Annotated in this window: 14 protein-coding genes and 1 pseudogene; 13 read left to right on the top strand and 2 right to left on the bottom strand. The window is 37.2% G+C overall.

Annotated features, from left to right (window positions below; translation table 11 throughout):
* Window positions 1-10: 10 nt before the first annotated feature.
* From csrA to guaA, 9 genes are all read left to right on the top strand, one after another.
* On the top strand, window positions 11-235 hold the full coding sequence (gene csrA / locus GCWU000282_RS14800) for a carbon storage regulator CsrA (RefSeq protein ID WP_023355994.1): 225 nt from the start codon (window positions 11-13) through the stop codon (window positions 233-235).
* 123 nt (window positions 236-358) lie between these two features.
* Complete coding sequence (locus GCWU000282_RS16110) at window positions 359-769, top strand: flagellar protein FlaG (RefSeq protein ID WP_023355995.1); 411 nt, start codon at window positions 359-361, stop codon at window positions 767-769.
* Window positions 770-781: 12 nt separating this feature from the next.
* Window positions 782-2,353, top strand: a complete 1,572-nt coding sequence (fliD, locus tag GCWU000282_RS14810) for a flagellar filament capping protein FliD (RefSeq protein ID WP_023355996.1) — start codon at window positions 782-784, stop codon at window positions 2,351-2,353.
* Between the two features lie 180 nt (window positions 2,354-2,533).
* On the top strand, window positions 2,534-2,905 hold the full coding sequence (gene fliS, locus GCWU000282_RS14820) for a flagellar export chaperone FliS (RefSeq protein WP_242828975.1): 372 nt from the start codon (window positions 2,534-2,536) through the stop codon (window positions 2,903-2,905).
* Complete coding sequence (locus tag GCWU000282_RS14825; protein ID WP_023355999.1) at window positions 2,905-3,438, top strand: hypothetical protein; 534 nt, start codon at window positions 2,905-2,907, stop codon at window positions 3,436-3,438. The genes fliS and GCWU000282_RS14825 overlap by 1 nt, the downstream gene beginning before the upstream one ends.
* Window positions 3,439-3,561: 123 nt before the next feature.
* Window positions 3,562-4,374, top strand: a complete 813-nt coding sequence (locus GCWU000282_RS14830; protein ID WP_023356000.1) for a flagellin N-terminal helical domain-containing protein — start codon at window positions 3,562-3,564, stop codon at window positions 4,372-4,374.
* A 399-nt stretch (window positions 4,375-4,773) separates the two neighbouring features.
* Complete coding sequence (locus GCWU000282_RS14835) at window positions 4,774-5,586, top strand: flagellin N-terminal helical domain-containing protein (RefSeq protein WP_023356000.1); 813 nt, start codon at window positions 4,774-4,776, stop codon at window positions 5,584-5,586.
* 638 nt (window positions 5,587-6,224) lie between these two features.
* A complete protein-coding gene (locus GCWU000282_RS14840) occupies window positions 6,225-7,649 on the top strand; it encodes an aminopeptidase (protein WP_051384213.1) in 1,425 nt (474 codons plus the stop codon).
* A gap of 34 nt (window positions 7,650-7,683) precedes the next feature.
* Complete coding sequence (gene guaA / locus GCWU000282_RS14845; protein ID WP_023356003.1) at window positions 7,684-9,228, top strand: glutamine-hydrolyzing GMP synthase; 1,545 nt, start codon at window positions 7,684-7,686, stop codon at window positions 9,226-9,228.
* Between the two features lie 352 nt (window positions 9,229-9,580).
* Here guaA and GCWU000282_RS17600 read toward each other — a convergent pair.
* Window positions 9,581-9,679 (bottom strand): annotated as a pseudogene (locus GCWU000282_RS17600) (transposase); the annotation flags it as partial.
* A 30-nt stretch (window positions 9,680-9,709) separates the two neighbouring features.
* Between GCWU000282_RS17600 and GCWU000282_RS14850 the strand changes: the two are divergent.
* The 4 genes from GCWU000282_RS14850 (at window position 9,710) to GCWU000282_RS14865 (ending at window position 12,760) form a co-directional block, all read left to right on the top strand.
* Window positions 9,710-10,213, top strand: coding sequence for a hypothetical protein (locus GCWU000282_RS14850; RefSeq protein ID WP_023356006.1), 504 nt, complete (start codon window positions 9,710-9,712; stop codon window positions 10,211-10,213).
* Between the two features lie 60 nt (window positions 10,214-10,273).
* Window positions 10,274-11,227, top strand: a complete 954-nt coding sequence (locus tag GCWU000282_RS14855; RefSeq protein ID WP_035041387.1) for an ORF6N domain-containing protein — start codon at window positions 10,274-10,276, stop codon at window positions 11,225-11,227.
* A gap of 421 nt (window positions 11,228-11,648) precedes the next feature.
* Window positions 11,649-12,392 (top strand): formylglycine-generating enzyme family protein, encoded by a 744-nt coding sequence (locus GCWU000282_RS14860; RefSeq protein ID WP_023356008.1) that lies wholly within the window; start codon window positions 11,649-11,651, stop codon window positions 12,390-12,392.
* Window positions 12,392-12,760 (top strand): DUF4180 domain-containing protein, encoded by a 369-nt coding sequence (locus GCWU000282_RS14865; RefSeq protein ID WP_023356009.1) that lies wholly within the window; start codon window positions 12,392-12,394, stop codon window positions 12,758-12,760. The genes GCWU000282_RS14860 and GCWU000282_RS14865 overlap by 1 nt, the downstream gene beginning before the upstream one ends.
* 200 nt (window positions 12,761-12,960) lie before the next feature.
* Here the strand turns inward: GCWU000282_RS14865 and GCWU000282_RS17230 are convergent, their stop codons facing one another.
* Complete coding sequence (locus GCWU000282_RS17230; protein WP_023356010.1) at window positions 12,961-13,248, bottom strand: hypothetical protein; 288 nt, start codon at window positions 13,246-13,248, stop codon at window positions 12,961-12,963.
* Window positions 13,249-13,483: the final 235 nt, after the last annotated feature.

Raw genomic sequence — 13,483 nt, forward strand, 5'->3', positions numbered from 1 at the left:
GTGGATAAAAATGTTAGCTTTGTCAAGAAAACCCGGTGAAAGTGTTGTTATAGGTAATGACATTGAAATTACCATACTTGAAGTAAAGGGTGAACAGGTCAAGGTAGGAATTAAGGCTCCGCAGAGCGTAGCCATATATAGGAAAGAACTGTTTGAACAGATACAGGAGTCTAACAGAGAGGCATCTAAGATTTCTGAAGATGTTATGAAAAATCTTAATAAAATTTTTGAATAGAAAAATAAGGGGTTAAGTTTCTTAAATATATTGCCGATAAAAATTATAGAAAGCGTGATCTATGTTTAAAAATATTGTAAAAGACAATGGATTGTAAAATTTGGTTTACATGGAGGTGAACAAATGAGTCTTAAAATGATGCCCAGTGTAACGGTTCAGCCTGGCATCGATATCGACGGAAATGTAGTCTACCAAGGGGAGAGGCTGTTGGTGTCCCCTCTTGAGACAAGTTCGGCAGGTCGGGCAGTAGGTGGCCGGCTCACGCTGGGACAAGGCAAGAGAGAAGAAATATCGGATGCTGAAGCGGAGCGCCGTATTAAAAACGCGATTGATCAGGCAAATGAAAGAGTTAAACAGCAGAATGGTTACAGAAGGTTAGCTTTTTCATATAACAAGGAAACCAAGAAAATTTCTATCAAAGTCTATGATGAGATAACCAAAGAAATAATTAGAGAAATTCCGCCTGAAAAAGCCGATGTTATACTTGACAAAGTACATGATCTGGCGGGTATAGTGGTTGACGAGAAAAGGTAAGGAGGGAGTACGATGGGAGTAAGACTTACAGGATTAAATTCCGGTATGGATACAGAATCCATGATCAAGAAGATTATGGATGCTCAGAGAACTAAACTTAATAAGATCGAGGGTAAGAGGACCACACTTGATTGGAAGAAGGAAAAGTGGAAAGATCTTAATACCAAATTGTATTCACTTTATACCAGTAAAATTTCTTCACTTAGATTTTCAGGTGCTTATACAACCAAAAGGGTTACAAGTTCGGATGAAAATGTGGTTAAGGTTAAGGGCGATCCTTCTGCGGTTGACGGAGCGCACAAGATTCAGGTTAAACAGACTGCTAAGACACAGACTTTGACAGGTGCTAAGGTAACAGATGGCATAGATAAGAATTCGGTACTTACCGATATCGGTTTTGATTTGGGTGAAGAAATCACCTTCAAGACAGGTGAATGGGCGAATAAAGAAATTACAGCCGATAATGAAGCGGAAGCTATGGCATCAGGTAAGGTGCATAAGTTTGAAATCAACGGAGATACCACTGTTAACGAATTGTTGGATGCGGCTAAAAAAGCCGGAATCAATGCCAGCTTTGATGATAAGCAGAAAAGATTCTATTTCTCATCAAAAGAAAGTGGAACCGCCAATGCTTTTTCAATTTCTGAATCCCATAACGATGTGCCGATGACAAGCGGTTTGGAGAAACTCGGACTTGCAGGTTCTGCTAACTTTACAAAGATAGATGCCCAGGATGCTATATTCAGGGTAGATGGTACCGAATATACCAGCTCAAGCAATAATACCAGTGTTAACGGCCTTAACTTAACCCTTTCGGGTACTACCGCAGACTATGACCTCGGAGATGCAGGTAAGAGCGTTACAGTAAATACAAGTACAGATGTTGAAGCTGTATACAACAATTTTAAGAGCTTTATTAAAGAGTACAATTCTATATTAAAAGAAATGAATGAACTTTATTATGCAGGTTCTTCCAGAGGCTATGATCCTCTTACTGCTGACCAGAAGAAAGATATGTCTGAGAAGGACATTGAAAATTGGGAGAAGAAAATTAAGGATTCAGTGCTTAGAAGAGATTCAAAACTGGGAACAGTACTCAATGCAATGAAGTCTGCTATGCAGAGCTCGGTTACGGTAGGCGCTGATTCTGAGAATAAAGGCGGAACAAAATACAGTCTTGCAAGCTTTGGAGTAATGACTTCTACTGATTATAAAGAAAAAGGCCTCCTCCATATGTTCGGAGATTCTGAGGACGGAGTATATGCGTCTAAGGAGGATAAGTTAAAGAAAGCTCTTACAGAGAACCCTTCTGAGACGGCAGAGGCTCTTCAGGGAATAATGAATAATCTCTATTCAAAGATGACAGATGCAATGAAGGGTACAAGCCTTTCATCCGCTATGACATTCTACAACGACAAAGAGATAACTCAGATGTCTAATACTTATAAAAAAGAATATAATACTTTGGAAGCTAAGCTTAACAAGATGGAAGACAAGTATTACAAACAGTTTGCCGCTATGGAGAAGGCTATGGCCAAACTTAACAGTCAGAATAGCAGACTTTCAAGTATGCTTGGAAATTAAAATCAAAAAATACAAAGGAACATCACTAAACGTGGTGTTTCTTTTTTTGTTGTATTTTTCAAAAAAAATCTTACATAATACTAAAGTAAAATTTACTTTATCCGATATATACTTTGTAGGCAAAGTAATCCCGGCAAAAGATAAAAAGGGATTTGAAAGACATAAATCGGAGGAATGAGTATGACAAATGCAGCAAGTCTTTATCAGGGGGCAGCAATAAATACAGCATCACCTGCTGAACTTACCCTTATGCTTTATAACGGAGCTATCAAGTTCTGTAATTTAGCGTTAATAGGTATGGAAGAAGAAGATATAATGAAAGCTCATAATAATCTTATGAAGGCTCAAAGGATAATCAGAGAACTCCAGGCTACTCTTAATTTCAAGTATGAGGTATCCAAAGACTTTGACCTCATATATACCAGAATACTTAACAGTTTACTTGCGGCTAATATTAAGAAGGATACAGACAAACTTAATGAAGCTCTTGAGGATATAAGAGGTATAAGAGATGTCTGGACACAAGTAATGAAGGTGGCTAAGATAGCGTGATGAATACAGAAATTTTTAATTATCTGGAACTTATGAAGGATTCGCTGGTTAAAAAAGAGAAAATTCTGGTAAATATTCTTGAACTCACAAAGGAGCAGGAAAAACTTCTTAATTCAGATAGCTTTGAGGATAAGGATTTTGACAAAATAATAACAGAAAAAAGCATTCTGATTGAAAAAATTAACAATTTAGATGAAGGATTTGAACTTATATATAAAAGGATTGAAGATAAGATTAAAGCCGAGCCTTTACTTTATAAGGAGAGTATAGAGAAGCTTCAAGAAATTATAAGAACTCTTGTTGATAAAGGGGTTGAGGTGGAAACTCTCGAGAGAAGAAATCAGATTAAGTTCGATATAAATGTTTCCAAAAGCAAGGATAGAATTAGAAGTTATAATCTTAACAGCAATGCTGTTACAAAGTATTATAGCAATATGAGCGGAAATATAGGTGAAGGCACATATTTTGTAGACAAAAAAAATATTAAAAAAAGTACTAAAGTTTTTTATCAGATCAGACGATATATAATTTGAAAGTAAAACTTAAAGTTAATCTAACGGAGTGTACGGCCTTAGAAAGACCGAGAGTTTTCAAAAAATATAAAAAAAATATATTCAGCAAGGAAGCTGAATCCAAATTCAAGGAGGAAAATTATTATGGTAGTACAGCACAATCTTACAGCAATGAACTCAAACAGACAGTTAGGAATCACAAGCGCATTACAGGCAAAGTCATCAGAGAAGCTTTCATCAGGATATAAGATCAACAGAGCAGCAGATGATGCAGCAGGTCTTACAATCTCAGAGAAGATGAGAAGCCAGGTAAGAGGTCTTAATAGGGCATCAGACAACGCACAGGATGGTATATCACTTATCCAGGTAGCAGAAGGTGCACTTAACGAGACTCACTCAATCCTTCAGAGAATGAATGAGCTTGCAGTACAGGCAGCTAATGATACTAATACACAGTCAGACAGAGGAGCAATCCAGCAGGAAATCAATCAGCTTACATCTGAGATTGACCGTATCAAAGATACAACACAGTTCAATACTCAGAACCTTCTTAACGGAGATTTTGCAGATAGAAAACTTCATGTTGGTGCACTTAAGGATCAGGTAATTGAAATCAGCATCAAGAATATGGATGCAGATTCAATCGGAGTATCAGGTCTTGACGTTACTGAGCAGAGCTCAGCAGAAGATGCTATTGAGAAGGTTCAGCAGGGTATAAGCTCAGTATCTCAGCAGAGATCAGAGCTTGGTGCTATCCAGAATCGTCTTGAGCACACAGTAGCTAACCTTAACAACGTATCTGAGAATACACAGGCAGCTGAGTCACGTATTCGTGATACAGATGTTCCTACAGAGATGGTTAGCTTCAGCAAGAACAACATTCTTGCACAGGCTGGACAGGCAATGCTTGCACAGGCTAATCAGTCAACTCAGGGTGTTCTTTCATTACTTAGATAATATCATATTACACATAATAATGGAGGCCGCTAAAATAGCGGTCTCTTTTATACTTTATAAGGAAATTTACATCTGTAAAAATCCTTGCAAAAATATTCGTAATCCGCTCTTTTTTTGCAAAAAATAGCTACTTACTCATATTTTTTGCGTGTCAAAAGATAATAAATTCTTTTGCAAGCAAGCTTGCACAGAATTTTTATACTTTTGACACTTGTATCATTAAAATAAATTTTTTATAAAAAATTAAAATTATCTATAAAGTTTTTCGCAGACAGAACCGATATATAATATGTGAGGAAGAAAACAAAGTGCTTACGGCCGAAGCATAAATCACCTCACTAATAATAACAAAAATAACGGCAAGGAAGCCGATTTTCAAATTCAAGGAGGAAAATTATTATGGTAGTACAGCACAATCTTACAGCAATGAACTCAAACAGACAGTTAGGAATCACAAGCGCATTACAGGCAAAGTCATCAGAGAAGCTTTCATCAGGATATAAGATCAACAGAGCAGCAGATGATGCAGCAGGTCTTACAATATCCGAGAAGATGAGAAGCCAGGTAAGAGGTCTTAATAGGGCATCAGACAACGCACAGGATGGTATATCACTTATCCAGGTAGCAGAAGGTGCACTTAACGAGACTCACTCAATCCTTCAGAGAATGAATGAGCTTGCAGTACAGGCAGCTAACGATACTAATACACAGTCAGACAGAGGAGCAATCCAGCAGGAAATCAATCAGCTTACATCTGAGATTGACCGTATCAAGGATACAACACAGTTCAATACTCAGAACCTTCTTAACGGAGATTTTGCAGATAGAAAACTTCATGTTGGTGCACTTAAGGATCAGGTAATTGAAATCAGCATCAAAAATATGGATGCAGATTCAATCGGAGTATCAGGTCTTGACGTTACTGAGCAGAGCTCAGCAGAAGATGCTATTGAGAAGGTTCAGCAGGGTATAAGCTCAGTATCTCAGCAGAGATCAGAGCTTGGTGCTATCCAGAACCGTCTTGAGCATACAGTAGCTAACCTTAACAACGTATCTGAGAATACACAGGCAGCTGAGTCACGTATCCGTGATACAGATGTTCCTACAGAGATGGTTAGCTTCAGCAAGAACAACATTCTTGCACAGGCCGGCCAGGCAATGCTTGCACAGGCTAATCAGTCAACTCAGGGTGTTCTTTCATTGCTTAGATAATTTTATAGTACACATGATAAAGAAGGTCGTCAGAAATGGCGGCCTTTTTTCTTTGCCCATTAATGTATGAAGATACATACTCTCAGATAAATCATTAAGCCAAAATAAAATCATATATGGGAAAATGTTGGAACTGACAGACTTTTTGATATTTTAAGTAAAAGATTAGGGTATAATTTATTGAAAGTATAAGTCCGGTGTGCTAGAATGATTTTCGGAGAGTATCTGTGGCAGAATGGAAAAACTCCCTAAGTATAAGCCGAGTAATCGGGAAAATATGAAGGGAGGGATGTGTATGACAGATTATGAAATCATTATGATTTTTCTGGGGATATTAGCATTGCTGATGTCCTTTGGAGCTCTGATTATAAACATTCTTACTTATCTTAAAAAGAGAAAGTAATCTTTTCTATCTTGTCCGACATACAAGATAGGTGTGTCCTTATGGACATCAGCACCAAGTCTTAGGGAGTATACATTTAACATGGATACTCTCTTCTCCATAAATATAGCATATTACAAAATTAATTGCAAGACAGATTAGTTGTCCGGCTGGCGGTGAAAAGCCACGTAATATGCCGGTAATAAATGCTAAATTGAAATACACCCTGATTTATAAGGGATTGAAAGGAGATAAAATGGCAGCAAAAAAGACAGAGAAAAAGACGGGAAAAAAACAAAAGGAAATAAGACAGAGTGCCTGGGAAAAGTATGATAAAAAGGCGCTTGAGGCTTGCTTCGCATTAAGTGAAACCTACAGACAATTTATTTCAGACTGCAAAACTGAAAGAGAATGTGTGGATGAGTCAATAAGGCAGGCAGAAAAAGCAGGCTATAAGAATCTTAGTGAACTTATTGCAAAGAAGAAAAAGCTAAAAGCCGGTGATAAAGTCTATATGTCAAATATGGGCAAGGCAATTGCGCTCTTTGTAATAGGCAAGAAACCTTTGGCAGAAGGCTTAAATATACTTTGTGCTCACATAGACTCACCTAGAATAGATGCTAAACAGGTACCTCTTTATGAGGATACAGAGATTGCTATGCTTGATACGCATTATTATGGCGGTATTAAGAAGTACCAGTGGGTAACACTTCCTCTGGCTATACATGGAGTTGTGGTAAAAGAGGACGGAACCTCTGTAAATATCTGCATAGGTGAGGACGAAGAAGGACCTGTAATAGGAATTACGGACTTACTTATCCATCTTTCTGCAGATCAGATGCAAAAGACTGCTTCTAAGGTAGTAGAGGGAGAAGACCTCAATGTAATGCTTGGAAGTATGCCTCTTAAGGGTGAGGAAAAAGAGGCTGTAAAGGCAAATATTCTTAAGATATTAAAGGATAAATACGGAATAGAAGAAGAGGACTTCCTCTCAGCAGATCTTGAAATAGTTCCGGCAGGAAAGGCTAAGCATTACGGGCTTGACAGCAGTATGATAATGGGTTACGGACAGGATGACAGGGTTTGTGCCTATACTTCACTTAAGGCTATACTTGATGCTCCGGCTCCTGATAAAACAGGCTGCTGTCTGCTTGTAGATAAGGAAGAAATCGGAAGCGTGGGTGCTACAGGTATGCATTCCAGATTTTTTGAAAATGTAGTGGCGGAGGTTATGAACCTTGCAGGCGAGTATAATGAGCTTGACCTAAGAAGGGCTCTTGCCAATTCACGTATGCTTTCATCTGATGTAAGTGCAGCCTTTGACCCTAACTATCCGAGCGTAAATGAGAAGAAGAATACAGCTTACTTTGGAAAAGGAATTGTATTTAATAAATATACAGGTTCTCGCGGCAAGAGTGGCAGCAATGAAGCAACTGCAGAATATATGGCAGCTATAAGAAAGATAATGAAGGATAATAATGTAACCTTCCAGACGGCTGAACTTGGTAAGGTAGACCAGGGTGGCGGCGGAACTATCGCTTATATAGCGGCTGCTTACAATATGGAAGTAATCGACTCAGGAGTTGCGGTTATGAACATGCATGCTCCTTGGGAAATAAGCTGCAAGGCTGATATTTACGAGGCATATCTTTGCTATAAGGCATTCTTAAAGGATGCGTAAATAGATTTTAATTAAACCTTGAAAGGAGCCTCAAGTGAAAAAAGAACTAGTAGTTGTAATTGATTTTGGCGGACAGTACAACCAGCTTGTAGCCAGAAGAGTGCGTGAAGCCAATGTTTATTGTGAAATATATTCTTATAAGACAGAATTATCTAAAATAAAGGAAATGAACCCTAAGGGAATTATTCTTACGGGAGGACCAAGCAGCGTATATGAAGAGGATGCTGCGACCTGTAGTGAAGAATTATTTAAAATGGGGATTCCTGTACTTGGACTTTGTTACGGAGCCCAGCTTATGAGCCATGTCCTTGGCGGCAAGGTTGAAAAGGCAGAGCATAGGGAGTATGGAAAGACAGAAACTACTTTTAACACTTCCTCAAAACTTTTTACAGGAATTCCTGAAAAATCAATAGTATGGATGAGCCATTTTGACTATATATCAAAACTTGCGGAGGGCTTTACTTCTATTGCCTACACAGCATCTACCGCAAATGCAGCTATTGAAAATGTAGAGGCAGGGCTTTACGGAATCCAGTTCCACCCTGAAGTGCTTCATACCGAGTATGGCAAAGAAATGTTGTCAAACTTCGTACATAACATCTGTGGCTGTGCAGGCGACTGGAAAATGTCAGCCTTTGCAGAAAGCAGTATAAAGGAAATCAGAGAAAAAGTAGGAAACGGTAAAGTACTTTGTGCCTTATCAGGCGGAGTCGATTCTTCTGTAGCGGCAGTACTTCTTTCTAAGGCAGTCGGTAAGCAGCTTACCTGTGTATTTGTAGACCATGGCTTGCTTCGTAAAAATGAAGGAGACGAAGTAGAAGCTGTATTTGGTCCGGATGGCAGCTATGAGCTTAATTTTATAAGAGTAAATGCACAACAGAGGTTCTACGATAAACTTGCAGGAGTTACAGAGCCTGAGACCAAACGTAAGATAATAGGCGAGGAATTTATCCGCGTATTTGAAGAAGAAGCTAAGAAAATCGGAACAGTGGACTATCTTGTACAGGGAACCATTTATCCTGATGTAGTGGAAAGCGGTGTAGGCGGTGAGTCTGTAGTAATCAAGTCACACCACAATGTAGGCGGACTTCCTGACTATGTAGACTTTAAGGAAATTATTGAGCCGCTCCGCAATCTCTTTAAGGATGAAGTAAGAAAGGTAGGTCTTGAACTGGGCATCCCTGAACGTCTTGTATTCCGCCAGCCATTCCCAGGACCAGGACTTGGTATAAGAATAATCGGAGAAGTAACTGCCGAGAAGGTGAAAATAGTTCAGGATGCAGATGCAATCTACAGAGAAGAGATAGCAAATGCAGGGCTTGACAAAACAATAGGTCAGTATTTTGCAGCCCTTACCAATATGCGTTCAGTAGGTGTAATGGGTGATGAGAGAACTTATGATTATGCTATTGCACTTAGGGCGGTAAATACAACTGATTTCATGACAGCCGAGGCAAGCGAGATACCTTGGGAGGTATTGCAGAAAGTTGTTAGCAGGATAATCAATGAGGTCAGGGGGGTTAACAGGGTACTGTATGATATAACCAGCAAGCCACCGGGGACTATTGAACTTGAATAACGGACAGAGTCCGCAAGACTGCTATTTATGGGCAAAGTTAGGCGTTTTACAGCTGTATACAGTCTATTTACGGGATAAAGACAAGGAAATCCTCATAAAAATAGGTATAAAATTGGCAGATTAAAAATGAAGAATGCCCATTTAATACCTGTTACAGCTAATTTTGAGGACGGGATATTGTGCTTAGGCTATTAGCTCAAGTGTTGAAAAATTTGCATATCGTTTTTAATATAACTTCATATAGATTTTAGGTATATGATTGGCTTGCTGATGATTAGTGAGCCAGTCTTTTTCTTTTTTGAAGATTGTTTAGTTTTACTTCTTGGTATATTTTTATTTATAGGGCTTTCATCTCATCAGGAGCCCGATAAATGGTCTTCAAATCTGTCGCAAACGCTTTTCTGTCTTTATCAGGCATATATTTTAACGTATTACGAACCTGATGAACAATAACGGCTATGAAAGAGGGGAGGAATAAAAAATGCCCGGTATCCATAAGAATAAGAAGGTAGCTTTTCGTCCGAGTAAATGTGCGAGGATTATGATAGAGGAGAAGGCTCTTCTAAGCGGACTTACTAAAAAGGACTTTATGACAAGGAGCTGTATCAGTTCAAAGATTTGTGTTGTCGGTAGTATGGAGAATATCAGGTATATTCTTGATGCCATAAGGGAAATGAGATACAGTCTTATAGAGATAGGAGAGAGGCTAAGCAGTGAAAAGCTGGCGGAAGGAGGAGGGAATGCAGGAGAATTTCCGCTTTCTAATAACTCTTTTATTGAAATGTCGTTGCGGTATGCCATTTTATGCTCTATAATAGTAGATATCTTAGACGACAGTGCGTATTTATTTGATAAAGAAGCCCCGGAAAGGGTTAGTGCCGGTGAGAGGCTTGCTCATCTTGAAGAACTTATTGCTTCGGTAGAGAAGGATGGGGTAGAAGGGATTCAGACAGAAGTGGATAAGAGCAGTCTGGATGATGGTTAAGTTATTTTATCAGACTTGAGGTCACATTTTGTGACTTCAAGTAAAAGCATGGAGGTATTTATGACAGAGGATAAAAATCTTGTCATAGTAGATAATAAAGAAATACAGAGTATGATTTACACATTTAGAGGTAGGCAGGTAATGCTTGACAGTGACCTTGCTAGGCTGTATCAGGTTACTACAGGACGCTTAAATGAGCAGGTTAAAAGAAACATTGATAGATTTCCTGTACAGTTTATGTTCCAATTAACTGCCGAAGAATATCAATCTTTGATATCGCAAAATGCGATATCAAACAAAGGTAGAGGTGGTAGACGAAAGCTTCCGTATGTTTTTACAGAGCAGGGTATAGCTATGCTTTCAGTAGTTCTCAATAGTGCAGTTGCAGTAGATATGAGTATTAAGATTATGAATAGCTTTGTAGAAATGAGAAGATTTATTCTTACAAATCAAGAACTGTTTGCAAAAATTAATAAAGTGGAATTAAGACAGTTAGAATTTGAAAAGAAATCTGAGCTTAGACAGATAAGGCTTGAAGAAAAAATTGAGGCTAAAAGTGCTGAAGTAAATAAACAATTTGAAGAAGTATTTGACTACATAGCAACAACTAAAGAAGTGAAACAGAAAATCTTTTTCAACGGTCAGATATACGATGCTTTCAGCCTTATGGTGGAGCTTGTAGAAAAGGCAAGGACAGAGCTTATACTGATAGATAATTATGTGGATATAAATACTCTTAACATACTGAGTAAGAAGAAAGATGGAGTAAATGTGTTAATTGTCACATCTGGAAAAGGAAACCTTACAGAGAAGGATATTGCTAAGTTCAACTCACAGTATCCGAAGCTCAAAGTAAAAATAAACGAGGACTTCCATGACAGATTTATTATAATAGACAGAAAAGAGGTTTATCATATAGGAGCATCTATAAAGGATGCTGGCAAGAAAAGCTTTGGAATTACGAAGCTTGATGTAGAAGATTTAACTAAAAGCCTGTTAGCTAAAGTGTTGTAGGGGTATAAATACAGCACGGGCTGTTTCTGGGATAAAAGAGTAAAAACAGTGTGTACCAGACAGCACCAGAATGAAAAAAGGCTTTAATATTGTCTGAAAAACGATGGAATGTATGGAAAATGACCAATGTTCAGAAGAGTTGGAGTAGAGTAACAAATATGATTCTGTTGTAAAACCGTTGAAAACACAGCGTTTTAGCGTTTTGCGGGAGCAAAAAACTCTTACGAGATACTGTTTTGATACTAAAAATGAGAAAAAACAGGTCTGAAAGGGAGTTGTTGAATTGAGCGAGTATTACGAGCGATACTTATTGTTCAAAGGGCAATAAGGTAAGAAATAATAGAAAGCCTCCATCATTTTGGTGGGAGGCTTTTGTGGAAATAGTGGTTTGATAAATTTGAAGTTGTAGGGGAAAAACTAAATGAACTTAGCAAAGTATATAAAGGACAATATGGTTATAATTCCTAAAGGTCAGGAGCTGATAAGAGATTTTGTTGACCAAGAAAAATGGATAAGTTCAAATTCTAAAATGTCTATACCTGGAAGTAATGAAAAAACTGTTAAGCAAAAAACAGTAGATATTCAGCCGTTTTTATTGCTTAATACACCGGTAACCAATGAAGTATACGCTTATGTAATGGGGTTTGACTATGATATTAAAACAAAAGATTTTCCAGTAGTAAATGTAAGTTGGAACGATGCCATAATATTTTGTAACAATATTTCTGAAAAACTTGGGTTGGACAAATGCTATAAATTAAATTCCATTTCAGAAAAAATTAAAATAGATAATTCAAAAAACGGATTTAGATTACCAAATGATGATGAGTGGCAATACGCTTGTCGAGGAAATTTAAAAGGATATAGATATGGTAATATTGAAGATATTGCTTGGTATGAAGAAAATTCAGGCGAGAAATTACATCCGGTTAAAATGAAGAAGGAAAACCAATTTGGACTTTTTGATATGATAGGAAATGTTTGGGAGTGGTGTTTTGATTTGTATGACGAAACCAGATATGGGAACTATCGTATTTTTAGAGGTGGAAGTTTTGCTAGCGAAGGACGGGCTTGCGGAACTACTTCAAGGCGAAAAAGTTTTCCGGAATTTAAAATTGATGATTTAGGATTTAGAATAGCAATGAATAATTTGGAGGGAATTTAGTGAAATATAAAGTAATAGAAATTGAAAACAAAGTAAAAGTTGTACGAATTGAAGATAAGTCGATTATTATATCAGATGAACAGTCTGCAATAGATATGTTTATGACAATAGCGTTTGAAACCGGAGAAAATAGATTTATTATAAGCAAAGAGAACCTTATAGAAGATTTCTTCAATCTCAGCAGTAAAATTGCAGGAGATATTTTGCAAAAACTAATAAACTACAAAATGAAATTAGCGATAATAGGAGATTTTCCTAATTATGATAGTAAAGCTTTAAAGGATTTTATATATGAATGTAATAGCGGAAATGACGTATTTTTTATTGAAAATGAAGCTAAAGCCTTGAGTCTGTTAAGTAAAAAATAGATTTTTGTAAATCCCGGTTTGTCTAAAGTATAAAACAGCATAAAAAGCACATGACTTTAAGATTGTAAAATTTTTCAGCTATGTGCTTTTTCTGTGTTTATTTTATATCCGGTGGAATCTTAGCGGTTATGCCTTTTCTATAAAATTTCACATTGCTTTCTTCAAAGGGAATATAATATTTTTTCAGGCTGTCAGGATAGTTAGCCTTCCAATCCTGTAAGGCTTCTTTCGTTATTTTCATATTTTTCTTTCGTTTCCTGCCACTGTTCAAGCATATTACGGATTCTAAGAATAGCTTCACTACCAAAGTAGATATCTGTGTTAGTATATTCAGACTCTTCATCATTCAGAATAACAGGTCTTATATTAACTTTAATACTGTCATCCAGCTTAAATAAAAAACGCATTAAATCATGTTCCGTATAGGGATAATCAGGTTCTTTCAAATAATCCTTATTTATATGGAGTGCAGCAGAAATATTTTCCAAGACATCGTCCTTAGGAGTACGAATATCAAGTTCGTATTGTCTTATCCTACACCATCTAAATGTGTTCTGTATCCTAATGCCTTTTGAGTAATTCTCCTTAGTTCACGGAATTTCTTTATCAATTTACCCAAACTCAATTTAAACACCTCATTAGGAAAAAATTTGTTTCTCTTTAATAAGAAAATCGAAAATAAATAAAAATACAATAGAAAATAAAAATTTTTTGTATTTTTCA

Origin of the sequence: Catonella morbi ATCC 51271 (assembly GCF_000160035.2) — a bacterium.
Taxonomy (GTDB): Bacteria; Bacillota; Clostridia; order Lachnospirales; family Lachnospiraceae; genus Catonella; species Catonella morbi.

Bases quoted from the DNA above. Each gene is read 5' to 3' on its own strand.
- csrA (WP_023355994.1), top strand. From the start codon at position 11: ATGTTAGCTTTGTCAAGAAAACCCGGTGAAAGTGTTGTTATAGGTAAT.
- GCWU000282_RS16110 (WP_023355995.1), top strand. From the start codon at position 359: ATGAGTCTTAAAATGATGCCCAGTGTAACGGTTCAGCCTGGCATCGAT.
- fliD (WP_023355996.1), top strand. From the start codon at position 782: ATGGGAGTAAGACTTACAGGATTAAATTCCGGTATGGATACAGAATCC.
- fliS (WP_242828975.1), top strand. From the start codon at position 2,534: ATGACAAATGCAGCAAGTCTTTATCAGGGGGCAGCAATAAATACAGCA.
- GCWU000282_RS14825 (WP_023355999.1), top strand. From the start codon at position 2,905: ATGAATACAGAAATTTTTAATTATCTGGAACTTATGAAGGATTCGCTG.
- GCWU000282_RS14830 (WP_023356000.1), top strand. From the start codon at position 3,562: ATGGTAGTACAGCACAATCTTACAGCAATGAACTCAAACAGACAGTTA.
- GCWU000282_RS14835 (WP_023356000.1), top strand. From the start codon at position 4,774: ATGGTAGTACAGCACAATCTTACAGCAATGAACTCAAACAGACAGTTA.
- GCWU000282_RS14840 (WP_051384213.1), top strand. From the start codon at position 6,225: ATGGCAGCAAAAAAGACAGAGAAAAAGACGGGAAAAAAACAAAAGGAA.
- GCWU000282_RS14850 (WP_023356006.1), top strand. From the start codon at position 9,710: ATGCCCGGTATCCATAAGAATAAGAAGGTAGCTTTTCGTCCGAGTAAA.
- GCWU000282_RS14855 (WP_035041387.1), top strand. From the start codon at position 10,274: ATGACAGAGGATAAAAATCTTGTCATAGTAGATAATAAAGAAATACAG.
- GCWU000282_RS14860 (WP_023356008.1), top strand. From the start codon at position 11,649: ATGAACTTAGCAAAGTATATAAAGGACAATATGGTTATAATTCCTAAA.